We start from the raw sequence: 22,515 nt of genomic DNA, 5'->3' as shown, positions 1-22,515 counted from the left end.
ACGCGGGCCGCTCCGATCACCAGTTCGACAGAGCGCGATCGAGCGTCTCGGCCAGTTGCTCGGCATTGTCCCTGGCAAAGGGCAGTGGCGGCCTGATCTTCAGCACATTGCCGCGCGGACCGCAGGACGAGATCAGCACGCCGTCCTCGCGCATGGCTTCGACGACCGCCGATGTCTTGGTGGCGGCCAGAGCCCCGTCGCCGTCCGCCGTCAGCTCGACGCCGAAATAGAGGCCGTTGTGCCTGACATCAGCGACCGCGCCGTGCCGGCCCTGCAGGGCGCGCAGCAGTTCACTCGTATAGGCGCCGACATTGCGCGCATTCTCGATCAGCCCCTCGCCTTCGATGACATCGAGAACGGCGAGGCCGACAGCGGCCGCGACCGGGTTGCCGCCGAAGGTGTTGAAGTAGCCGGTGTTCGAACCGAAGGAGGCGACAAGCTGCGGCCGCACGAGCACGGCGCCCATCGGGTGCCCATCGCCGATCGGCTTGCCCATCGTGACGATGTCAGGCTCGATGCCATAGTTTGCGAAGCCCCACATGCCCTGGCCAAGCCGGCCGAAGCCGGACTGGACCTCATCGGCGATGACGATGCCGCCGGCCTTTTTGACGTGATCCGCCGCTTCGCGCATCACCGCCGCATCGGGAAAGAAGATGCCGTCGCTGGGAAAGGCGGAGTCGAGAAGCAGCGCCGCCGGCTGGATGCCTTTTGCTCGCATGTCCTCTATGGCAGCGGCGACATTTCCGGCGAAATCATGCGCGGCCCGGCCATGGTCGCGGAACGTGTCCGGCGCTGCCACCGTGCGGTGGTGCGCTGGCACCCCCTTTGCCCCGACCGCCGCCGGCGACAGTTGCGCCGTCGCTATGGTGGCGCCGTGATAGGCGAAATCGGTGATGATCACCCCGGTGCCGCCGCTGGAATGCTGGGCAATGCGGATGGCAAGGTCGTTCGCCTCGCTGCCGGTGCAGGTGAACATCGCGTGGCCGAGATGGGCCGGAACGGTGCCGAGAAGCTTTTCCGCGTAATCGAGGATGATCTCGCTGAGATAGCGTGTGTGGGTGTTGAGCGTTGCGGCCTGCCCGGACAGTGCCTCGACGACGCGCGGATGGCAGTGGCCGACCGAGGCGACGTTGTTGTAGGCGTCGAGGAACTTGCGGCCCTGGGCATCGTAGAGCCACACACCGTTGCCGCGCACCAGATGAATAGGGTTGCGGTAGAAGGCGCGGTAGGTCGGCCCGAGCAGCCTGGCGCGGCGTTCGAGCAGCGCGCGCTCCGATGCAGCCGCGTCGGCATTTGCGGGGTATGGCGAGGACTGGGACACGAGCATCTACTCCGGATTGGAATGGTCGAGAAAATAGCGGCGGGCATCGGTGGACGACAGGCCGTTCAACCGTTCGAGTGAAGCCCAGACTTCGGTGGCGAGGCGCAGCACGTAGTCGCGCTTGGCCGGGAAACGCTCGGCCTGCCAGCTGGCGATGTTGACGATGAGCGCAAGTCGGGCACGGATCAGATCGAAGAGAATGCCAATCTCTTCCTCCTCCAGTGGTTGGAGCGACTGATAACCTGCGACAAAGCGCGCCGCCGGTGCCAGCGGATGGCCTTCCGCCGGCCAGCGGTAGACGGCGCCGATGGCGAGGTCGCAGATCAGCGGCGAATGGATCATGTCGCCGAAATCGAGAATGCCGCTGACGACCTCCGGCCGCGAAGCATCCATCACCACATTGTAGGAATTCATGTCGTTGTGGACGATCTGCGCGCGCAGGGTGGGAATGACCGGCGCTGCATGCTGCTCGAAGGAGTCGATCGCGCGCTCGACCATCGCCCTCCGAGTCGGATCAGTGATGTGCGCCATCATCGGCCGTGTCTTGGCGACCTTGCGGATGTCCCAGAGCAGGTCGCTGCCGGCGGCCGGGTGGAAGAAGCCGCGCAGCGCCCTGCCAAGGCGGGCGAGGAAGATGCCGAGATTGCGATCCTGCTCCTCGGAAGTCGGCGAGCGCGACAGCAACTGACCGGGCAGATAGGTCACCAGCCGGATGATGCGCGGCGCCGATCCAGCGACTCTAACCGCGAACTGCGCCTCATCCTCGAGGCTTTTGCGCACCGAGGGAACCGGCAAGGTGGGGTCGACCGCAAGGATGTGGTCGAGCGCCTTGTTCTGGAAATCGGTGAAGCCAGCTTCTTCCGCCGGATGGGAGATCTTCAGGACGAACTCGCCCTCGCCGTCGGTCTGAATATGGAAATTGTGGTCGCGTTCGCCAGGCAGCGGACGCGCGGTGCCGGTCAGCCCGTAGTGCCGGCGCAGGATGGCGAGCGCGTCGGCCGTGGAAACATCCGGTGCGTCCTCGGCGAGTGTTTCGCCGAACGCATCGGGCACCGCCGCATTCATGGCTTAGCCTCGATAGGTTCGAGGCCACACCAGTCGGCGATGAACAGCGCGATCGTCTGGGTGACCTTGCGCACCGAGTCGAGATCGACGGCCTCGTCATAGCCATGCGGCATGCGGCAGATCGGGCCGTAGACGATCGCCGGCGTGTCGGCATAGAGGCCGAAGAAACGTGCATCGGTGGTCGCCGAGGTGACGTGTTCCGTCAGCGGCTCGCCCCACACGGCGGTATGGCTGCGGCGCAGCACCGCTTCCATCTCGTCGGCGCCCTCCAGCACATAGCCCTCGGCCATGAAGCCATTGTAGGTCATCTTGGGTGGTCGGTTGGCCAGGAACGGATCGGCGCGCGCCGCATCGGCAATGCAGGCCTCGAGCTCGGCCCTGGCGTCTTCGAGCCTCTGGCCGGGATAGGTGGCGACGCGCATCTCGAAGACACAGCGCGCCGGAACGCTCGATGTCCACTCGCCGCCTTCGATCTTGCCGAGGTTGAAGCGGATCGGATGCGGGTGATCATGGAAATGCCTGTCATCGACCTTGCGCGCGTTCCAGACGATTTCGAGCTGCTTCAGCGCCTGAATGATGACGAAGGCCTTTTCGATGGCATTGGCGCCGGCCGAAAATGCACCCGACGCATGCTGCGGATCGCCGTCGACCTCGACCCTGAACCAGATCGGCCCGACCTGCGCCCGCATCAGCCGCGGCTCCAGCGGTTCGGGAATGAAGGCGGCGTCGGCGCGATAGCCGCGCTGCAGGCATGCAAGCGCGCCATTGCCGGTGCATTCCTCCTCGACCACCGACTGGAGATACACGTTCGCGGCCGGCTGATAGCCAAGGCTACGCAAGGCGCTCAGCGCATAGAGGCAGGCGGACAGGCCGGCCTTCATGTCGCCGGCGCCGCGGCCATGCATCCAGCCATCCTCGATCGCCGGATCGTAGGGATCGCGGACCCAGCGGTCGAGCGGTCCGGTCGGAACGACATCGATATGGCCGTTGAGGATCAGCGAGCGGCCGGTCGCGTTTCGCGGCGTGTGGGTAGCAACGACGTTGAAGGCATCGTCGTAAGAGACCGCCACGGGGGAAAAACCCGGCAGGTCGCGAATCACGTCGACATCGACGCGCCACATGTCGACCGCGTAGCCATCCGCCTCGTAGGCGGCGGCCATAAACGACTGCGCGGGGTGTTCCTCGCCACGTTGGGAGGGAAAGCGCACGAGGTCTTGCAGAAACGCGACCTGTCGGGCGAAGCCATCATCGACTGCGCTCAGAATGGCCTCATCCGCAATCCGCTCAGGCATCACATTTCACTTTCATCTGGATGGTGTATCATATCTCATATGCCATTCCTGTGAAATGCAAGAGGCATGCGCGCCAAACTTTCAGTCCAGGACTTGCCGTTCGATGCTGCCATGGTCTTGGAGAGTTGGCATCGGATGCAGCAAGCCGATACTGCTATCTCTGGAAGACATGACGAGGGAATGCGTTGATCACAGAAGACACGATGCCCGCCGAAATCACCGATCTCGCCATTGGCTACCATCGCCTGCCGGCTGGTAAGCTTGCCAATGCGGTGACCTGGATGGAAGCGCGCACGCCGCAGCCGGATCTCGCGCGCCCCTTGGGCATGACACGGATCACGACGCCCGATTGCGTTTCCTACCGGGCGATCTTTCTCGAGATCGGCGCACCCTGGCTGTGGGACCGCGTTTCCGAAATGTCCGATGCCGAAATCACCGAGCATTTCGCCGACCCGCGCCAGCATCTCTACTACGGCCACGACGAAACCGGCGCGCATCTCGGCATGGTCGAGTTCTTCGCCGCCGACAATAACGAGATCGAGATCACCTATTTCGGCCTGTTCCCGTCCCTGACCGGCCGCGGTTTCGGCAAACGGCTGATGGCCGGGGCACTGGAGCTCGCATGGCGTCTCAACCCGAGCCGCATCTGGCTGCATACAAGCAGCTTCGATCATCACAGCGTCATCGGATTCTACAGCGCCTGCGGGTTCGTGCCCTTCGCTACCGGATTTGAGATCGTCGACGATCCCCGTATCAAGGGAACCTTGCCGCGCGATGCCGCACCGCAAATTCCGCTGATCGAAGCGGAGTGGAGCGGCTGCGGCGACTCTCCCCCAGAGAGCTACAGGCTGTGCGGACCTAGATGAGAACAGCTCCGCAATCCGTCAGCCAAGCGTCGCCGCACCATCGCCGATGGGTGCGCCGCGAGACCATTCTGTCGACGCTGGAGCGTCATATCGACACCCGCATCGTGCTGTTCGCCGCGCCCGCCGGCTTCGGCAAATCGACGACGATGGCGCAATGGGCTGCGGAAATCGCACGCCACGGCAGGCTGACGGCATGGCTGTCCTGCGAGGCGACGGACAATGATGAGGGCGCCTTCCTATCGCATCTGGTGGGCGCGCTGCGCCATCTGGTCCAGAGCCCGGCGGAACTCGACCTTGCCTTCCAGTCGAGCCCCATCCCGCAGCTCGATGTCGTGCTCGCGGCACTTGTGGCGGGTCTGGCGGCGCGCGAGGCCGACATCACCCTGTTCTTCGACGATTACCACGCCGTCGAGGCGCCGGCGGTGAAGCGGTTCATGGAGCGCCTGACCCGGCAGGCGCCGGAAAATGTTGCTTTCGTCATCGGCTCACGCAGCCTGCCCGACCTGCAGCTCGGCAAGCTCCGGGTGCTTGGCGACGTTTTCGAAATCGGCCCCGAAGATCTGCGTTTCGCCTCGTCCGAGGCCGAAGCTTTCTTCAACGACAAGCTGGGCCTGAGCGTCAGCAGCGGCACGGTGGAGACCTTGTGCTCGCGCGCCGAAGGATGGGCCGCCGGCCTGCAACTGGCCTCTTTGTCACTGAGTGCCGCGCATGCACCGGAAACCGTCATCGGCAATTTTACCGGCGCCAACCGAAACGTCGCCGACTTCCTGATGGGCGAAGTGTTCCTGGAACTGCCGCCGGCGATCGCAAAATTCCTGCTCTACAGCTCGATCTTCGAACGCTTCAGCGCCGAGGCCTGCCGGGCGGTGATGCGCGCGGCCGACGCCGAAGCGGCGATCACCGAGATCGAGACGCGCAACCTGTTCCTGGTGCCGCTCGACGAAGAGCGGCGCTGGTTCCGCTTCCATCATCTGTTCCGCGATTTCCTCAGCCGCGAAATGGAACGGCGCGAACCGGAGATGATCGCGCCGCTGCATCTGGCGGCCGCCGAATGGTTCGGCGAGCGCAAGATGCTGACAGAGGCGATCGGGCACGCGCTGGCCGCCGGCGACCAGGCCCGCGCGGCGGTGTTCGTGGAGAACAATGCGCTCGACCTCATCGCCCAGTGCCAGCTTCTCTACGTGCGCCAGCTGCTGGCACTGCTGCCGAGGAAGCTGATCGACCAGCGCATTCGGCTGCAGCTGGTCGTGCTGTGGTTGGCGGTGCACAGCAGCCAGCCGGAGATTGCCCAACAGACGCTGAGCAATGCGCGCAAGCTGGTCGAAGCCGGACCGACCGACAGCAACGACCCGGGCACGATGACCGGCACAACGATCGAGGCCGAGCTCGTGGTTCTCGCCGCCGCCGTTCACAGCACGCTGGAGCAGTTCGATCAGGCGCGCGACACAGCCCTTGCGGCCCTGCGCGTCATCGCGCCAGATGCCTGGTTCATGGAGGGCGCGACCGCCAATGTCATCGGCTACAACCTCTACGCGCTGGGTGACCTTGAAGGTGCCCGCGCCGCGATCGATGCGGCACGCCGGGCGCATGAGCGAAGCGGCAGCCTGCTCGGCGTCACCATTGCCAATTGCTACATGGCCGTGATCGAGCGTTCGGCGGGCCGCTTGCCCGCCGCCGAGCGGCTGCTGCGCAACGCGATCATCGAGGCTCGGGCGCGGATCGGTGCAAACTCCTATGCCGAGGCCCTGGCCGGCACGCTGCTTGCGGAACTTGCCTATGAGACCAATGCGTCGGGCGAAGCGCTGACCCTGGTCGAGAATCTCGGACCGCAGATCGAGGGCGCGGCGGTCATCGTCTATCCCCTGGCCAGCGTGCCGACCTATGCCCGCGTGCTGCAGCTGACCGGTCGCACCGAAGCGGCACTGGATATGCTTGAACGCGTCTATCAACGCGTACACGGCACGGTGTATCGCCGCCTGGCATCGATGATCGTGCATGACCGCATACGTGTGCTGCTCGACCAGAACCGTATTGCCGAGGCGCGTGCGCTGCTGGCCGAGCATCGGGGCGAAGGGACCGAGGCTTCGGTGGTCATCACTACCGCCAACGAGTTCGAGTTCTTTGCCGAGGGCCGCCTGCTGACGGCCGAGAAATCCTATGCCGCTGCCGCGGGGGTTTTCGACGCGCTGCTCGAGCGCACGAAAGACAGCGGGCGCATGCGCCGCCATATATTGGCGCTGATCCTGCGCGCCAAAGCGGCCAGCGCTGCCCACGACCAACGCGAGGCAGACCGCAATCTCCTCAATGCGTTGCGTCTCGCCCAACCCTCCGGCTTCATCCGTTCTTTCGTCGACGAGGGAAGGCCTGTTGTCGAAGGGTTGATGCGGCTGCGCGCGGCCCAGGCGAAGACCGATCCCGCACTGTCAGCCTATGCGTCGCGCATCATCGATGCCGCGCAGGCGATGCCTGTCGCGACACGCAAACTGACCGCACCAGCCGCCGAGAAGGAACAGCTCACCCAGCGCGAGGCCGAACTGCTGCGCTATCTCACCGAGGGCATGTCCAACCGCGATATCGCCTTGGCGTTGTCGGTGAGCGAGACCACGGTGAAATGGCATCTGAAGAACATTTTCGGCAAGCTCGCGGTGACCAACCGGGTGCAGGCGGTGCGCGCCGCGCAAGGATCTGCAGGCGCCCATACCCCTCCGAAAGGAGGGGCATAGATAAGAGGCGCGACCCCACTTTCGGGTCGGGCGATCTGATCGTTAGCCTGCTAGCGTCACTTGGTTTTCAGAGGACGCTGCGGATGGCGACAGGCTACGTTTTTCACGAACAGCTGATGTGGCATGACACCGGCTCCAGCGCCGACATGATGCCGCCCGGCCGTTTCGTGGAACCCGGCCGGCATCTGGAATCCCCTGGCTCCAAGCGCCGGCTGAACAACCTCATCCAGGTCAGCGGCCTGTCGCGGCATCTGGTGCCGATCATCCCCGAGCCGGTCTCGGTCGACGACCTGTTGCGCGTGCACACGCAACGCCATGTCGACGATATTCGCATGCTCAGCGAACGCGGCTCCGGTTTCGCCGGGCCGCAGGCGCCGATCGGCCTCAACAGTTTTGACATCGCGCTGCTGTCGGCCGGCACCACCTATGCCGCGATGCGCGCCGTGCTGACGGGCCGCGTCGACAATGCCTATGCGCTGGCGCGGCCGCCGGGACACCATGCCGAGCCCGACCAGGCGATGGGCAACTGCCTGTTCTCCAACATTGGCGTCGCTGTCCGCCGGCTGCAGCATGAAGGCCTGCTCGGGCGCGCGGCGATAGTCGACTGGGATGTGCATCACGGCAACGGCACCGAGACGGTGTTCTATTCCGACCCGTCGGTTCTGACCATTTCCGTGCACCAGGACAATCTCTATCCGACCGGGCGCGGTGCGCTGGCCGACAACGGGAAAGATGCCGGCGAGGGTTTTAACATCAACATCCCGCTGCCGGCCGGCAGCGGAACCGGTGCTTATGAAGCGACTTTCGACCGCGTTGTCGCGCCGGCACTGCGCGCCTACAGGCCGGACCTCGTCATCGTCGCCTCCGGCTTCGATGCGTCCGGCTTCGATCCACTCGGCCGCATGATGCTCAACAGCGAATGCTTCAGGCGTCTCGCCGCGCGCATGGTTGCGCTGGCCGCCGAGACCTCGCAAGGGCGCCTGATGATGACCCATGAAGGCGGCTACTCCGAGGGCTATGTGCCGTTCTGCGGCCATGCCGTCATCGAGACGCTAGCCAATCACCGTACCGAAGTGGTCGACCCTTTGTCGGACCATATCGACGAATGGGCCGGGCAAGACCTGCAGCTTCATCAGGCCGCGGTGATCGATGCCGCCGAAGGCCTGCTCGCCGGCCTGCGCCAACGTCTCGCCAGTGCGGCCTGACGCGATGGATTTTGTCATCACCACGCTGCTCAATGCGCTGACGCTGATCAGTATCCTGATGCTGGTCGGGCTCGGGCTGGCGATCAGCTTCGGCCTGATGAACGTGACCAATTTGGCACATGGCGAGTTCGTCACCGTCGGCGCCTTCGCGGTCTATTTCGTCCAGAGCATGGGTGGCTCGTTCTGGCTAGGGCTGGCGGCTGCCCCCATCGCCGGCGCGGTGATCGGCTGCATCCTCGAATTCGCCATCATCCGCCATCTCTATTCCAGGCCGGTCTCAACTGTGCTTGCCACCTGGGGCGTCAGCCTGATCCTGCAGCAAGGGCTGGAACTGATCTTCGGTCTCGGCGCCAAGCCGGTGACGCCGCCTATCGAGGGCACGCTCGACCTCTTCTTCACCGTCTACCCGGCCTATCGGCTGATCCTGATCGGCATCGCCATGCTGACCTTGCTCGGCGTCATCCTGCTGATCAGCCGCACGTCCTTCGGTCTCGACATCCGCACCGTCATCCAGAACCGCGAAATGGCCGAGGGCGTCGGCATCAACACGCGGCGCACCTACGCCATCGCCTTCACCTTCGGCGCGGCCATCGCCGGGCTCGCCGGCGGACTGGTCGCGCCGCTGGCGATCGTGCTGCCGCAGATGGGGGTGAACTATCTCGCCAACGCCTTCTTCGTCGTCATTGTCGGCGGCGTCGGCTCGATCGGCGGCCTCGTCGCCGGCAGCGTCTTCGTCGGCGGGCTGACCAGCATCCTCAATTATCAGATCTCGCCGTCGCTGGCGCAGGCGGTCGTGCTGCTGGCGGCCATCGTCGCTGTCCGGCTTCGGCCCAACGGCTTGTTCAACGGAGCGTCGCGATGATCGCCCGCGACCGCAACTGGCTGCTGATCTTCGCCGCCTGCGTGGCGCTCGCGATCATCTATCCGTTCTTTGTCGGCGGGTATCAGCTGACCGTGATCCGCGACGCGCTGATCTTCGGCCTGTTCGCCGCGAGCCTCGACTTCTTCTGGGGCCGCACTGGAATCCTGTGTTTCGGCCACGCTGCGTTTTTCGGCATCGGCGGCTACATCATGGCGCTGATCACGCTCAACGATGCGATCTCCTTCGCCAGCCTGCTTGGCATCATCGGTGCGGTGGCCGGTGCGGCCTTGGTCTCCGCCATCATCGGCTACTTCCTGTTTTTCGGCGGCATCCGTGGCAGCTATTTCACTATCGTCACGCTGGCCATGGGCGTCATCTGCCAGCAGGCGGCGGTCTCCTGGAGCTCGGTCACCGGCGGCGACAGCGGGCTGATCGGCATTCCGCCGATTGCCTTCGATGTCGGCGGGCTGCACGTCGATCTCAGCCAGGACCTGCCCAGCTACATCTTCGTCTCGGCCATCGTCGCGGTGACCGTGCTGGCGCTGTGGTCGATCAGCCGTGGCCGCTGGGGTACGGTGCTGACCGCCATACAGGACAATGAAGTCCGGGCAGCAGCGCTCGGCCACAATGCGCCGTTGCGGCTGCTCGTCACCTTCGTCCTGTCGGCGGCGATCGCCGGCCTTGCCGGCGCGCTCTATGTCTGCATGGCGGGGTTGGTGGCACCGGATCTGTCCGGACTGCTTCTGTCGACGGAAGTCATCGTCTGGGTGGCGGTCGGCGGGCGCGGCACGCTGCTGGGGCCGGTGCTCGGCGCCATCTTCATCCAGCGTGCGCAGCAGACGATCAGCAGTTTCAACCCGAGCCTGTGGCCGCTATTGCTCGGCTGTGTCTTCGTCATCATCGTCTTCGTCCTTCCGGACGGCATCCTGTCGATCTACGCGCGACTGAAAGCCCTGTTCAAAGGCGGGAGGCGCGCACAATGAGCGACATCCTGCTCCAGGCCGAAAATGTCGGCATCCGCTTTGGCGGGCTGCAGGCGCTGGAGGCCCTGAACCTCACTGTACGCGACAAGGAACTCTGCTGCATCATCGGCCCGAACGGCGCCGGCAAAAGCACCTTCCTCAATGTGTTGACCGGTACGCTGCGCCCGACCAGCGGCAGCGTGCGCTTCCTCGGCCACGACATAGCCGGCCTGCCGCTGCATCGCATCGCCCGGCTCGGCATCGCGCGCAAGTTCCAGATCCCGTCCGTCTTCCCGAGCCTCTCGGTGGAAGACAATGTGAAGGTCGCCCGCTGGGGGGCGCCCTCGCCTGTGCGCCCGGTTGGCGAATTGCTGGAATTGGTCGCGCTGAGCAATCGCGCTGCCACACCGGCCGGCGAACTCGCGCATGGCCAGAAGCAATGGCTGGAGATCGGCATGGCGCTGGCAATCGAGCCGCGGTTGCTTTTGCTCGACGAACCCACCGCCGGCATGACGCCGCAGGAGACGCTGGCGACGGCCTATATGCTGCTGCGCCTAAAGGGCGAGTTCTCGATCGTCGCCGTCGAACACGATATCCGCTTCGTACGGGCGCTGAACTGCGAGACGCTGGTGCTGCATCAGGGACGCCGCCTCCGCAGCGGTCCTTTCCATGACATCGAGACCGACGAAATGGTCCGCGATGTCTATCTGGGGAGGCGCTGATCATGCTGCGGACAATGGCGGTGTCGGCCGGCTACGGCCCGCTCCCGGTGCTGAACGGCATCGACCTCAGTGTCGCGCCGGGCGAAGTCGTCGGCCTGCTCGGCCGTAACGGCGCCGGCAAGACGACGCTGCTGCGCGTCATCGCCGGCGGCTTGCGAGCGAGCGGTGGCGCGGTGGTTCTCGGTGACAAGGACCTCACGAACGCGCCGGCCTTCCGCCGCGCGCGGGCAGGCATTGCGCATGTGCCGCAGGGGCGCGGGATCTTCAACCAGCTGACGGTGCGGCAAAACCTGGAGGTCGGCACCCGCGCTGCCAAGGACCGTGGCGACGGCGGCATTCCGGCCGACATCTTCGGCTATTTTCCAATCCTGCGCGAACGCGAAGCACAGATCGCAGGCACGCTTTCAGGCGGCCAGCAGCAGATGCTGGCGATCGGCCGCGCGCTCTGCGGCCTGCCGTCGGTGCTGCTGCTCGACGAGCCTTCGGAAGGCATACAGCCGAACATCGTGCAGTCGATCGCCGAGCTGGTGCCGCGCATCGCGCGCGAACGCGGCATCGCGATCGTACTGGTCGAGCAGAATCTCGATCTCGTTCTCAAGGCATCGGACCGCTGCCTGGTGATGGAGAAGGGCAGGATCGTCCATGAAGGCGCGCCGGAGGCGTTCGCCGACGAGACCCTGCTGAAGGATCTGTTGGCCCTATAAGGCCCGCCTGAAGCGCGCCTGGGAGCTTGTTGACTTGTAAGGCGTGCATGGGGCGCGTCTGGGACTGGAAGGGAACACAACAATGATAAGCAGAAGAACTGTCTTGAAATCCGGCGGCGCCGCGGCCGCTTTCGCCATGGTCGGTGCGCCGTCGATCCTGCGCGCCGCCGACACCGTCAAGGTCGGCCTGTCGATTCCGATCACCGGGCTGCAGGCGATCCTCGGCGAGACGCTGCTCAATTGCTACAAGCTCGCCGCAGCCGAGCTCAACGCCGCCAACGGCATTGGCGGGCGCCAGGTCGAGTTGTTCATCGAGGACAACCAGACCACGACCAAGGGTTCCATCGACAAGGCGCGCAAGCTCATCAACGAAGACAAGGTCGATGTGATCATGGGCACGATCATTTCGCCCGAGCGAAGTGCTACGCTGTCGGTGACCTCGAAGGCCAAGAAGCTGTTCTTCTACCCAACCAATTTCGAGGGCGGCGAATGCAACCGCTACTTCGTCGCCACCGGCCCGATCCCGATGCAGCAAGTCGACCCGATGATGCCGTGGGTGGCCGAGACCCTCGGCAAGACCATCTACGTCATGGCCTCCGACTATGCCTGGCCGCAGAAGATGACCGAGGCGATCACGGCAGCCTATGAGAAGGCCGGCGGCAAGATCATCGGCGCCGACTACTATCCGTTCGGCACCACCGATTTCGGCCCGGCCTTCCAGAAGATCAAGTCGCTGAAGCCCGATGTCGTCTGGTCGATGGTGGTCGGCAACGACGCCGTCACCCAGCTCAAGCAGTATCGCAGCTTCGACATCAAGCAGCCGCTGATTGCACCGCTCGACGAGGTCTTCAACAAGGACGCGCTGCCGCCCGGCGTCGCCGCCGGCACCTACGCGCCGCAGCCCTACTGGATGGCGCTCGACAATCCTGTCAACAAGAAGTTCATCTCGAGCTTCCGCGAAAAATTCGGCCAGGAAAAGATGGTCAACGGCATCGGCGAGGCCGGCTACAACGGCCTGCATCTCTACGCGCTGGCTGCCGAGAAGGCCGGATCGCTGAAGGACGACGATGTGCTGGCGGCGCTGCCGTCGATCGAATTCGACGCACCGCAAGGCAAGATTCGCGTTGACGCCACCAACAACCACACACTGTGCCATTCCTATGTGGGCAAGGCGGCGGCCGACGGCATCGGCTACGAAATCGTCAAGGATTTCGGCACCATCGCGCCGGTAACGCCTTACTGCAAGGTGTAGGAGCTTCGGCAGCGCTCAACGCAAATCCTGACGGCAGCTTTGTCGCTGCCGTCAGGGCGTCTGCGGCGCCGGCAGCCGCTCGCGCAGTTCGTCGACAAGCACCCTGGTGTTTTCGGAATAGTCGATGGGCACGACGACGAGATGCACGCCGCCGCCGGTGAAGGCCTGTTCAAGCGCCGGCCGCAAGTCGGCGATCTCCGCAACCCTGGTCCCCCTGGCGCCATAGGCCTCGGCATACTTGACGAAATCGGGATTGCCGAAGGTCATGCCGAAATCCGGGAACGCATCGACCGCCTGCTTCCAGCGGATCATGCCATAGGCATGGTCTTCGAGCAGCAGAACGACGAGGTTGAGCTTGAGCCTGACGGCGGTCTCCAGTTCCTGGCTGTTCATCATGAAGCCGCCATCGCCGCAGATGGCCATGACACGGCGCTGGGGATAGAGCAGTGCCGCCATCATCGCCGACGGCAGGCCTGCGCCCATGGTGGCCAGCGCATTGTCGAGCAGGATCGTGTTTGCCATGCGCGTCCGGTAGTTGCGCGCGAACCAGATCTTGTACATGCCGTTGTCGAGGGCGAGGATCCCGTCCGGCGGCATCACGGCGCGCACGTCATGCACGATGCGCTGCGGCGTGAAGCGATCTTCGGTGGCGCGCGCGGCGATCCGGCTCAGAATGCCTTCCCGCAGCGGCAGCAGGGCCTGTGCGTTGGGGATCTTGCCCTCGATGCGGTCGGCCAGCAGCGCCAGCGAAGGACCGAGGTCGCCGACGATTTCGGCTTGCGGGAAATAGACCTGCTCGACGTCGGCTGAATGGTAGCCGACATGAATGACCTTCGGCCCCTTCGCCCCCATGATGAAGGGCGGCTTCTCCACCGTGTCGTGGCCGATGGTGATGATCAGATCGGCCTGTTCTATGGCCTCGTGCACATAGTCGCGCTCCGAAAGGGCTGCCTTCCCATATAGAGCTCCGTGCCGCCGGGCACGGTTCCCTTGCCCATCTGCGTGGTGAAATAGGGAATTTGCGTGCGCAGCACGAACTGCGCGACATCGGGGGTCACGCGCGGCCGCGACGCCGCCGCGCCGAACATCAGCAGCGGACGTTTGGCTTCCAGGATCATACGGGCGGCGCGATCAAGCGCGCCCGGGCTGGCCAGCGGCAGTTCGACCGGGTGCGTCGGCACGAGTGCTACCGGTTCACACTCGGCCGCTGCAATGTCTTCCGGCAGTTCAAGATGCACGGGGCCGGGACGCTCTTCCTGGGCGACACGGAAAGCTTCGCGCACTAGCGAGGGGATCATCTTCGGCGAGACGATCTGGCGCGACAGCTTGGTCAGCGGCTTCATCGCCGCGACGATGTCGACGATCTGGAAGCGCGCCTGCCGGGATGACAGGATGCCCTTCTGGCCGGTGATCATGATCATCGGCATCGCGCCGAGCAGCGCATAGGCCGAACCGGTCGAAAGATTGAGTGCACCTGGGCCAAGGGTGGTGATGCACACACCTGGCTTGCCGGTGAGCCTGCCATAGGTGGCGGCCATGAAAGCGGCTGCCTGCTCGTGGCGGGTCAGGATCAGCTGGATCGAGGAGCGGCGGATGGATTCGACGATATCGAGATTTTCTTCGCCCGGAATGCCGAAAATCCGTTCGACCCCTTCGTTCTCAAGGGCCGCGACGAACAGATCCGAACCTTTGGTCATAAACCGTCTCCCGCAACATTCCATCGGCCACCTTCATATGGCATCGGAATGCGACGCCTCAAAGAGGCATCTTCGGCCGCGGGTCAGAGCCGCGTGTTGCAGCTCGCCGCTTTCGGCGATGCGAAAAGTTCCTTCGGCGCAGACCACTGGCTGACGGTCGCGCCGCGCGTGCCGGTGATCAGCGAACGCAGTTCCGACAGATAGGTCTGCACGAAGAACGAGGTCTGGCTTTCCAGCGGCGTATAGGGGCCCGGCCGGTAAGCGCGCGACATGATGCCGTCGGCATTGTCTTCGGTGATCTTCTTGTCTTGCACCGTGGTGACGTCCCACATCCAGCTGATCGCATCGGAATCGACGTCGCCATCGGCATCCTTGTCGACGAGCCAGGTCAGGATGACGTCGGTTTCCGTGGCGCTGCGCGGTATCATCTGGAACAGCGTGACATAGTCATTGGCAGCACTTGCAAACGACAGGCGTCCGAGGCGGAAACCGCTTTCGCCGCCATCATAGGCGTGACGGCCGCCCATCAGGCACGAGACCCCCTCACCCGTATTGGAGAGCGTGTTGCGGCCGGAGCCGATCGGCTTGCGGTGCATGGCAAACGGCATCGTGTCGAGGTCGCCAGCCTGCCACGCACCCTTGTGGAACTCGGCATCGCCGATGACGCTGTGCCAGGCCTCGATTTCGTTCTGCCACGCAACTGCCTTGTCGGCGTCGCGGGTCGCTGTCACTTTGACATGGCCGTTGACGCGGTAATATTCGGGATGAGCCGGCCGGCAGTGATAACATTCGAGAAAGTTCTCGAGCACCAGCTTCCAGTTCGCCTTGGTCAGATAATTCTTGCGCGCGACGATGCGTGCACGGTCGAGGCCGTTTTCGCACAACCCGGCGGTCAGCCCGTCCGCGACAGGCTGGATATCGGGCAACGAGTTGCCATCGAGGCCGCAGAACACGAGGCCACCGAAACATTTCGAGGGCACGCGGTGCAGTCCCAGCGCTTCCGGATCGACGCTTGCCGGTAGGTCCTGCCGCGACTGCAATTCACCGGTCAGCCTGAACGACCAGGCATGGTAGGGGCAGACCAGAAGCTTGCCGCGACCATCCTTGGCGCAGAGCCGCGAGCCGCGATGGGTGCAGACATTGTAGTAGGCCGCGATGTCGTCCTCGCCATCGCCGAAGCGCACGACGATGATCTCCTCGTCGAACAGCTGGCGCACGATGTAGCGGCCCTTTTCGGGAACCTCGCTGGCATGGGCGACAAGCATCCATTGGCGCGGAAACCACAAGTCCCGTTCCAGCGCGAAGATCGCCGGGTCCGCATAGAAGGCCTGTTCCAGCGACCAGTCCGGACGTTGCCGGTCGATCAGCCTGACGGTCTCGCTTCTGTCGATAGGCTGGCTGTTCGGTGTGTAGGCCTGCACGGCAAACACCTTTCTGCTCGCTGGCGTTAGAATGATGTTTCGATAGAGTGTGCGATGCGGAAAGGCTTGCAGCAAATACAGATATGATAGACCTTCATATCGAAAAGGCATGAATGCAGGTTCGGATCGTGAAAACCCTCAAGACATCGCTTCCCCTGCTGAACGCCATGGTCGTCTTCGAGGCTGCCGCCAGGCATGGCGGGCTGACGCTGGCCGCGCAGGAGCTCAACATCGCCCAATCGGCGGTCAGCCGGCATGTCGCCAATCTCGAGCGTCAGCTGTCGGTCGAGCTGTTCACGCGCAAGGGCAACCGCGTCGCCGTCACCGGGGCCGGCAACACGCTGGCCGAAGCGATCCGCGAGGGTCTTGGCACCATCAGGCAAGCGGTCGATGATTTGACCGCGCACGACAGCGATACATTCGTGGTCGGCTGCAGCCACGACTTCGCGCAGGCATGGCTGATGCCGCGCTTCGCTCTCATCACATCGCAGGTGGCCGATGGCCGGGTGCTTTTGCAGACATCCACCGACTACCGGGATTTCGACCAACCCGAGGTGGCATTGTCGATCCGTTTCGGCGAAGCCGGGCAATGGTCCGAATTCGTGACCGAAAAACTGCTCGAGGGCGAATGGTTCCCGGTCTGCGCGCCGGCGTTCCTGACGCGTTATCCGGCGCTCGCCTCGGAGGAGCCAGAGGCTTTCCTGGCGGTGCCGCTGCTGCACCAGGTGACGCCGCCGGGCGCGATCGACAGTTGGCAGTCATGGATCGGAACCGAGCGGAAACTCGATGGGCCTCGGTTCACCAGCTACATGTCGATGATCCATGAAACCATCGCCGGGCGCGGAGTTGCGCTCGCCTGGGCGGGGTTTGCCGACGAGCATCTGCGCCGCGGCCAGCTCGTCCGGCTGACCAAGACCTCGCGTCGCCATGCCGGTTCCTTCCACATCGTCATGCGGAAGAATGCCGGCTCGGTGGTCAGGGCGGTGGCGCAGGCGCTGCTCGGCAGCGTCGGCGACAGCTTGCAGGCAAGCGTCGGGGACAGCTGACAAGTCAGCGTCAGTGACAGCTGACAGATCAGGCCTCGCGACCAAACCGCGACGCTTCATGACGCGCGCCCCAGGCCGGCATGGCGGCCTCGATCTCGGCTTCCGACTTGAAGGCATCGGAGGCGTAGCGATCGACACGGAACCGCTCGGCGGAAACGAACGGGGTCTGCCCGAGGACCAGCTCGCAGGAGAGCCGGCCAAGACCCGGTCCATGGGTGACGCCGCTCTCATTGTCGCCGCCGACAACCACGACATTGTCGCTGCCGGGCACCTTGCCAACGACAAGGCCGTTGTCGGGCGTGTAGCACGGCACGCCTTGCGCCCAGCTCGCGATCGTCGAACCGCGCAGCGGCGGGAACACAGTCTGCAGCTCGGCAAGCTCCTGCTCGGAGGTCTCCCGCATCAGCTCGATATTGTGCGGCTGGCCAGGTTCGATCTCGTTGTCGTCGGTCTTGTAGAGAGGTTTGTAATGCCGGCCGGTTCCCCACATGACGGCGCCGAATGTCTCGCGCAGCCACAGCCGCAATTCGCGGCACTGGACGGTGGGAATGGTCGATGGCAGCCCGCGATCGTCGGTGACGATGCGCGTTGCGACGACGCGCAGCAGCGGCAACTTCCAGCCGAGGCCCGATATGACCTGGTTGTTCCATGCGCCAGCGGCAACGATCACGCCGTCAGCCTCAAGGCTGCCCTGATCGGTCTCGATGGTCACCCGATCGCCGGCATCATGGACGGCCGTCACGCGTGTGTTGCTGCGGAATACGCCGCCCAACTCGCTGATCTGGCCGGTCAGTACCCCCATCGCCAGCTTGGTGTCGAGCTGGATGCCGTGAGGATTGTAGGCAGCCGAATGGACCCGCGCCGGATCGATGAGGCCCTGCATCTTCTGCCCGATCTGCGTAGCGTTCAAATCCTGCATTTCCGGTGGGGCATAGGGAGAGTCCAGCACCGGTCGGACGAAACGCTCGCGCCCGTCCTCGGTCAGCGCCATGATCAAGGTGCCGTTTGGCCGATAACCGATCTCAACGCCGACCTCGTGCAGCCTGCGATAGAAATCGAGGCCATATTGCTGCAGTTGAAGGCCTTCTTCACCGAGCGGGATCATGCCGGCGGACCAATGGGAGACGAAGCCCGCGCCGGCGCTGGTGGTCGCGGCACCCGGCTGGCCGGCATCGATGACCGTCACTTGGCGCACGCCGGACCGCAGCAAATGGAAAGCCGCGCTGCAGCCGATAATGCCGCCGCCGATCACGGCGATATGCCTGCTATCGCTCCCGCCATGGCTTCCGTTTGAGCTCATCTTTGTTCTCCCTTTTGCCGATGGTCCGGTCGGAGCGACATGCAGCGACGGCGACCATACAGGCCCGTTCGGAGCTGTCTAGACACATGTGTCTGTGGCCTGATACTTGATGCGCACTGCATCTGGATCACACGTCCGGAACGCCGCTTGATCCGGCCTTCCGCTATGTTGGTGTCACCGAGAGAGTGAGGAAAAGTGAGCGTTTCGACTGCCGCCCAGGCCATTTTCGACAGTGAAATCATATGGGACGCGCATTCCGGCTTCATGCCGGACCCAGCGGCGGACCTGAACAATCTGCAGATCTGGCGCGACGCCGGCGTCGACTATCTGTCGATCGATGTCGGCTTCGACCTGTTGCCTTGGGAGCAGACCGTGCGGACGCTGGCAAATTTCCGCCACTGGATCCTTGCCAATCCTGAGCACTACACGCTGGTCTCCTCCGTCGCGGAAATCCGCAAGGCCAAGCTTGAGGGCAAACTGGCGATCACCTTCGACATCGAGGGCATGAACGCGCTCGACGGCCGCATCGAGATGGTGGAGTTCTATCACCATTTGGGCGTGCGCCAGATCCTGTTCGCCTACAACAGGAACAACCTGGCCGGCGGCGGTTGCCACGATGTCGAGACCGGCCTGACGGCGTTCGGCCGCCAGGTCATCGACGAGATGAACCGTCTCGGAATGTTCGTCGACGTCACCCACACCGGCTATCGCACCTCGATGGAGGTGATGGAATATTCCAACCGGCCGGTGATCTTCTCGCATTCCAACGCCAAGGCCCTGTGCGTCCATGGCCGCAACATCACCGACGAGCAGATCAAGGCCTGCGCGCGCACCGGCGGCATCGTCGCGATTGTCGGGCTCAATCGTTTCCTGGGAGAGGGACGCACGGACTCGGACAGGCTGGCTGACCACATCGAATATCTCGTTGACATGGCTGGCCCAAATCATGTCGGCATCGGGCTGGACTACGCCTTCCCCGTTGACGTCAAAGGCATCGACCGTATCATTTCCGACAATCCGCAATTCTGGCCCAAGAGCGAATATCCGGAGGGGGCAACGACCTACGCGGCGCCAGGTCAGATGCGCGAACTGACCGAGGTTCTTCTGCGCCGCGGCCAGTCCGAGCAGACGGTGCGCGATGTCCTGGGCGGCAATTTCATGCGCCTAGCGGCTGAAATCTGGAAGTGAACGGCAGCGGAGACGCGCATCTCCGCAACAGCTCTTGATCCAGGCCCCATCGAATGGCGGGCCAGGCCGCACCGTGTGCGCGATCACATTTCGCCCGCCTGCTTGCCCACGCGCCGGCGGGGTCGGAACAGACGTCGAGATTTTCCGCAAGATCGTCCGTATCCAAGATTCGGACATGCTGGCAAAATTTTCGCTAGACATAGATGTCTATTATTAGCAGTTTTAGCGGACCGGTACATTCGGCCCGGCTTGGAGAATGGCCCGCGGCCTGAAAAACAAGACAACGAAAACAGCAGAGGGGTAGAGCATGTCCATTCTAGCCGACACCAGGGTTTCGCGCCGCAGCTTGCTCGCCGGAGCCGGCGCTTTCGGCCTCGCCTCAATGGTCAATCCAAAAGTTTCCTGGTCGAGCGACGGGCCGATCCTCAAGGTGCGATCCTACGCCGACATCCAGACGCTCGACCCTTGCTTCCGGCTGGCGGCGCCTGAAGGCGACATCACCAGCGTCATCTTCGCAGGCCTCGTCGTCACCACGCCGGGAGACAGCTGGGGCTGGCGGCCGATGGCGGCGGAGACGATCAAGCAGCTCGATCCGCTGACCGTCGCCTTCCAGCTGCGCGACAATATCGGCTTCACCGATGGCTACGGCCAGATGACGGCCGAAGACGTCAAGTTTTCGATCGAACGCATCGCCGACCCCGCCAACAAGAGCCCCTATTCCGGCGACTGGGCAACGCTCAAGGAAGTCGAAATCAAGGACAAGCTGTCGGGGCTGATCCACCTAAAGCAGGCCTTCGCGCCGCTGTGGACGTCGACCTTGCCGACGCCGTCCGGCACCATCCTGTCGAAGCGCGCCATCACCGAGCTCGGTGGCAAGATGGGCGTCAAGCCGGTGGCCCAGTCGGGCCCCTACATCCTGAAGGAATGGCTGCCCAAGCAGCGCACGGTGCTGGTGCGCAATCCCGACTGGAAGTACGAGCAGGGCGCCTTCGCGGAAATCCACATCCATCCGATCGAGGATGAGAAGACCGCCGAACTTGGCTATGAGGCCGGCGACCTCGACTACACCTGGACCGCGGTCTCCTCGATCTCGCGCCTGAAGCAGACGCCGCCGCCAAAGACGACCGTGGTCGAGAAGCCGTCGCTGGCCTTTGTCTGGCTTGGCATGAACCAGGATGTCGCGCCTTTCGACAATCCCAACATGCGCCGCGCGGTGCAGTACGCGGTGGACCGCAAGGCGGTGGTCGACGCCGCTTATTTCGGCGCCGCGGCAACCGCTACCGGCATCATCGCGCCCGGCCTGCCCGGCCATCGCGAGAAGAACCTGTTCGATTTCGATCCGGACCGCGCCCGCGACATGATCGCCAAGGAAGGGCTGGCCGGCACGACGATCACGCTCGACATCCTCAACAAGACCGAGCGGCTGACCGCGGCGCAGGTCGTGCAGTCGAACCTGCAGGATGTCGGTCTCACTGTGGAGATCAAGCAGAACGACAGCGGCACCTTCTGGACGCTTGGCGCCAAGGAAGGCGACTACTACAAGAAGCTGCAGATGATCATCAGCCGCTTCTCCATGCAGCCGGACCCGAGCTGGGCGACCGCCTGGTTTACGCGCGACCAGATCGGCGTCTGGAACTGGGAGCGTTTTTCCAGCGAGGAATTCGACAAGCTCAACGCCGAAGGCATGGTCGAACTCGATCCTGCAAAACGCGATGTCATCTACAAGAAGCTGCAGGACCTGATGGAGGAGAACGGCAACTACGTTTTCCTGACGCATGAGGTCACCGGCATCATGAATCGAGACACGCTTGTGGCCGGCCTGAAGCCGAACGGCGAACCCGTGTTCACCGACTTCAAACCGGCATGATATCGGCGGGCGGGGCTCGCCCCGGCCACAGACCGTCCGACAGGTACCGAAAATGATCCGCTACGCCCTCAAGCGTTTGTGGCTTGGCGCCATCATCATCAGCGTCGCTATGATGATGATGTTCGCCATGGTCTACCTCATTCCCGGCGACCCGGCCTCCGTCGCGCTGGGGCCACGCGCGACGCCGGAGATGATGGAGGCGCTGCGCGTACGCATGGGCCTCGACCAGCCGGTGTGGCGGCAGTTCCTGCACTTCTACGGATCGGTCCTGCGCGGTGACCTGGGCACCGAGGTTCTGTCGAACCGCCCGGTGCTGGACGTGGTGATCGAGCAGCTTCCGTTCACGCTGGCGCTGGTGGTCGGCGGCATCACCTGGTCGGTGGCGCTTGGCATCCCGCTTGGCTGTATCGCCGCGGTGCGCCGAGGCGGCTTTGTCGATCAGGTGATCGGGGTTCTTTCGGTGGCGATGATCGCCGTGCCGTCCTTCGTCGTCGCCATCTATTCGCTGCTGGTGTTCGCGGTCGCACTGCAATGGCTGCCGGCGATCGGCGCCGGCGAACCGGGCGACCTCGCCAGCCGGCTCCAGCACCTCATCCTGCCGTCGCTGGCGGTCGGACTTGGCTGGATCGGCTACATCTCGCGCATGGTGCGCGCCTCGATGCTGGAGACGCTGGAGGCCAGCCATATCCGCACGGCGCGCGCCTTCGGCCTGACAGAGCACCGGATCGTCTACACCTACGCGCTGCGCATTGCCGTGCTGCCAACGATCACCCTGCTCGGCGTCGGTATCGGCCACATGCTGTCGTCTTCCGTTTTCGCCGAAATCGTCTTCGCCCGCCCCGGCATCGGCAAGCTGGTCTATGAGGCGATCTCGGTGCGCAACTACCCCATCGTCTCCGGAGCCGTGCTGGTCACCACGGTCTTCTTCGTCCTCGTCAACGTAGCGGCCGACATTCTGGTCGGTGTATTGGATCCCCGTGTCAGATCAAGTTTCAACTGAGCTGTCTTCCGGCGGCAGCCGG

The 22,515-nt window shown here is 64.0% G+C and carries 17 protein-coding genes and 1 pseudogene; 12 read left to right on the top strand and 6 right to left on the bottom strand.

Going from position 1 to position 22,515, the window contains the following annotated elements:
- Window positions 1-16: 16 nt before the first annotated feature.
- Genes P3C39_RS14465 through P3C39_RS14455 form a run of 3 tightly spaced genes read right to left on the bottom strand, consistent with a single transcriptional unit; the run spans window position 17 to window position 3,678 of the window.
- Entirely contained in the window at window positions 17-1,327 is a 1,311-nt protein-coding gene (locus tag P3C39_RS14465; RefSeq protein ID WP_275953833.1) for an aspartate aminotransferase family protein, read from the bottom strand.
- On the bottom strand, window positions 1,328-2,386 hold the full coding sequence (locus P3C39_RS14460) for a phosphotransferase (RefSeq protein WP_275953834.1): 1,059 nt from the start codon (window positions 2,384-2,386) through the stop codon (window positions 1,328-1,330). It abuts the gene before it with no gap.
- Window positions 2,383-3,678 (bottom strand): ArgE/DapE family deacylase, encoded by a 1,296-nt coding sequence (locus tag P3C39_RS14455; protein WP_027163903.1) that lies wholly within the window; start codon window positions 3,676-3,678, stop codon window positions 2,383-2,385. The genes P3C39_RS14460 and P3C39_RS14455 overlap by 4 nt, the downstream gene beginning before the upstream one ends.
- 203 nt (window positions 3,679-3,881) lie before the next feature.
- On the opposite strand from P3C39_RS14455, the gene P3C39_RS14450 reads away from it, so the two are divergent.
- The 8 genes from P3C39_RS14450 to P3C39_RS14415 all read left to right on the top strand — a co-directional run bounded on the left by P3C39_RS14450 (window position 3,882) and on the right by P3C39_RS14415 (window position 12,974).
- Window positions 3,882-4,544 carry a GNAT family N-acetyltransferase gene (locus P3C39_RS14450; protein WP_224673970.1) on the top strand — a complete coding sequence of 221 codons (663 nt, stop codon included), beginning with the start codon at window positions 3,882-3,884 and terminating at the stop codon, window positions 4,542-4,544.
- Complete coding sequence (locus P3C39_RS14445) at window positions 4,541-7,267, top strand: LuxR C-terminal-related transcriptional regulator (protein WP_275953835.1); 2,727 nt, start codon at window positions 4,541-4,543, stop codon at window positions 7,265-7,267. Before P3C39_RS14450 ends, P3C39_RS14445 begins: the two co-directional genes overlap by 4 nt.
- 83 nt (window positions 7,268-7,350) lie before the next feature.
- Window positions 7,351-8,472, top strand: a complete 1,122-nt coding sequence (locus tag P3C39_RS14440; RefSeq protein ID WP_013532992.1) for a class II histone deacetylase — start codon at window positions 7,351-7,353, stop codon at window positions 8,470-8,472.
- A 4-nt stretch (window positions 8,473-8,476) separates the two neighbouring features.
- On the top strand, window positions 8,477-9,334 hold the full coding sequence (urtB, locus tag P3C39_RS14435) for an urea ABC transporter permease subunit UrtB (RefSeq protein ID WP_013532993.1): 858 nt from the start codon (window positions 8,477-8,479) through the stop codon (window positions 9,332-9,334).
- Window positions 9,331-10,317 (top strand): branched-chain amino acid ABC transporter permease, encoded by a 987-nt coding sequence (locus P3C39_RS14430; RefSeq protein ID WP_024502520.1) that lies wholly within the window; start codon window positions 9,331-9,333, stop codon window positions 10,315-10,317. Before urtB ends, P3C39_RS14430 begins: the two co-directional genes overlap by 4 nt.
- Window positions 10,314-11,018, top strand: a complete 705-nt coding sequence (locus P3C39_RS14425) for an ATP-binding cassette domain-containing protein (RefSeq protein WP_275953836.1) — start codon at window positions 10,314-10,316, stop codon at window positions 11,016-11,018. The genes P3C39_RS14430 and P3C39_RS14425 overlap by 4 nt, the downstream gene beginning before the upstream one ends.
- Before the next feature lie 2 nt (window positions 11,019-11,020).
- On the top strand, window positions 11,021-11,722 hold the full coding sequence (locus tag P3C39_RS14420) for an ABC transporter ATP-binding protein (RefSeq protein WP_013532996.1): 702 nt from the start codon (window positions 11,021-11,023) through the stop codon (window positions 11,720-11,722).
- Between the two features lie 103 nt (window positions 11,723-11,825).
- Window positions 11,826-12,974, top strand: a complete 1,149-nt coding sequence (locus P3C39_RS14415) for a substrate-binding protein (RefSeq protein ID WP_346016441.1) — start codon at window positions 11,826-11,828, stop codon at window positions 12,972-12,974.
- Window positions 12,975-13,028: 54 nt separating this feature from the next.
- Here P3C39_RS14415 and P3C39_RS32915 read toward each other — a convergent pair.
- Window positions 13,029-14,605, bottom strand: a pseudogene (locus P3C39_RS32915) (thiamine pyrophosphate-binding protein); the annotation flags it as partial.
- A 149-nt stretch (window positions 14,606-14,754) separates the two neighbouring features.
- A complete protein-coding gene (locus tag P3C39_RS14400; protein ID WP_275953838.1) occupies window positions 14,755-16,092 on the bottom strand; it encodes an aromatic ring-hydroxylating dioxygenase subunit alpha in 1,338 nt (445 codons plus the stop codon).
- A 113-nt stretch (window positions 16,093-16,205) separates the two neighbouring features.
- Between P3C39_RS14400 and P3C39_RS14395 the strand changes: the two genes are divergently transcribed.
- Entirely contained in the window at window positions 16,206-17,138 is a 933-nt protein-coding gene (locus P3C39_RS14395) for a LysR family transcriptional regulator (protein ID WP_275953839.1), read from the top strand.
- Window positions 17,139-17,166: 28 nt separating this feature from the next.
- On the opposite strand, the gene P3C39_RS14390 is transcribed toward P3C39_RS14395, so the two are convergent.
- Window positions 17,167-18,438, bottom strand: a complete 1,272-nt coding sequence (locus tag P3C39_RS14390) for an FAD-binding oxidoreductase (protein ID WP_275953840.1) — start codon at window positions 18,436-18,438, stop codon at window positions 17,167-17,169.
- Between the two features lie 195 nt (window positions 18,439-18,633).
- Between P3C39_RS14390 and P3C39_RS14385 the strand changes: the two genes are divergently transcribed.
- The 3 genes from P3C39_RS14385 to P3C39_RS14375 all read left to right on the top strand — a co-directional run bounded on the left by P3C39_RS14385 (window position 18,634) and on the right by P3C39_RS14375 (window position 22,493).
- The gene (locus tag P3C39_RS14385) at window positions 18,634-19,626 is read left to right on the top strand and encodes a membrane dipeptidase (RefSeq protein WP_275953841.1); all 993 of its coding nucleotides are present in this window, start codon (window positions 18,634-18,636) and stop codon (window positions 19,624-19,626) included.
- A 307-nt stretch (window positions 19,627-19,933) separates the two neighbouring features.
- Window positions 19,934-21,493, top strand: coding sequence for an ABC transporter substrate-binding protein (locus P3C39_RS14380; RefSeq protein WP_275953842.1), 1,560 nt, complete (start codon window positions 19,934-19,936; stop codon window positions 21,491-21,493).
- A gap of 52 nt (window positions 21,494-21,545) precedes the next feature.
- On the top strand, window positions 21,546-22,493 hold the full coding sequence (locus P3C39_RS14375) for an ABC transporter permease (protein ID WP_063171563.1): 948 nt from the start codon (window positions 21,546-21,548) through the stop codon (window positions 22,491-22,493).
- Window positions 22,494-22,515 lie beyond the last annotated feature (22 nt).

Source organism: Mesorhizobium sp. XAP4 (assembly GCF_029269325.1).
GTDB classification, from domain to species: domain Bacteria; phylum Pseudomonadota; class Alphaproteobacteria; order Rhizobiales; family Rhizobiaceae; genus Mesorhizobium; species Mesorhizobium ciceri.
Note: the sequence above shows the minus strand (reverse complement) of the source record. Positions and strands in the feature narration are given on the sequence as shown.

Excerpts from the sequence above, each read along its gene's own strand:
- urtB (WP_013532993.1), top strand. The coding sequence starts at position 8,477 with ATGGATTTTGTCATCACCACGCTGCTCAATGCGCTGACGCTGATCAGT.
- P3C39_RS14395 (WP_275953839.1), top strand. The coding sequence starts at position 16,206 with ATGCAGGTTCGGATCGTGAAAACCCTCAAGACATCGCTTCCCCTGCTG.
- P3C39_RS14450 (WP_224673970.1), top strand. The coding sequence starts at position 3,882 with ATGCCCGCCGAAATCACCGATCTCGCCATTGGCTACCATCGCCTGCCG.
- P3C39_RS14455 (WP_027163903.1), bottom strand. The coding sequence starts at position 3,678 with ATGCCTGAGCGGATTGCGGATGAGGCCATTCTGAGCGCAGTCGATGAT.
- P3C39_RS14375 (WP_063171563.1), top strand. The coding sequence starts at position 21,546 with ATGATCCGCTACGCCCTCAAGCGTTTGTGGCTTGGCGCCATCATCATC.
- P3C39_RS14420 (WP_013532996.1), top strand. The coding sequence starts at position 11,021 with ATGCTGCGGACAATGGCGGTGTCGGCCGGCTACGGCCCGCTCCCGGTG.
- P3C39_RS14425 (WP_275953836.1), top strand. The coding sequence starts at position 10,314 with ATGAGCGACATCCTGCTCCAGGCCGAAAATGTCGGCATCCGCTTTGGC.
- P3C39_RS14460 (WP_275953834.1), bottom strand. The coding sequence starts at position 2,386 with ATGAATGCGGCGGTGCCCGATGCGTTCGGCGAAACACTCGCCGAGGAC.
- P3C39_RS14440 (WP_013532992.1), top strand. The coding sequence starts at position 7,351 with ATGGCGACAGGCTACGTTTTTCACGAACAGCTGATGTGGCATGACACC.
- P3C39_RS14430 (WP_024502520.1), top strand. The coding sequence starts at position 9,331 with ATGATCGCCCGCGACCGCAACTGGCTGCTGATCTTCGCCGCCTGCGTG.
- P3C39_RS14380 (WP_275953842.1), top strand. The coding sequence starts at position 19,934 with ATGTCCATTCTAGCCGACACCAGGGTTTCGCGCCGCAGCTTGCTCGCC.
- P3C39_RS14445 (WP_275953835.1), top strand. The coding sequence starts at position 4,541 with ATGAGAACAGCTCCGCAATCCGTCAGCCAAGCGTCGCCGCACCATCGC.
- P3C39_RS14465 (WP_275953833.1), bottom strand. The coding sequence starts at position 1,327 with ATGCTCGTGTCCCAGTCCTCGCCATACCCCGCAAATGCCGACGCGGCT.
- P3C39_RS14390 (WP_275953840.1), bottom strand. The coding sequence starts at position 18,438 with ATGAGCTCAAACGGAAGCCATGGCGGGAGCGATAGCAGGCATATCGCC.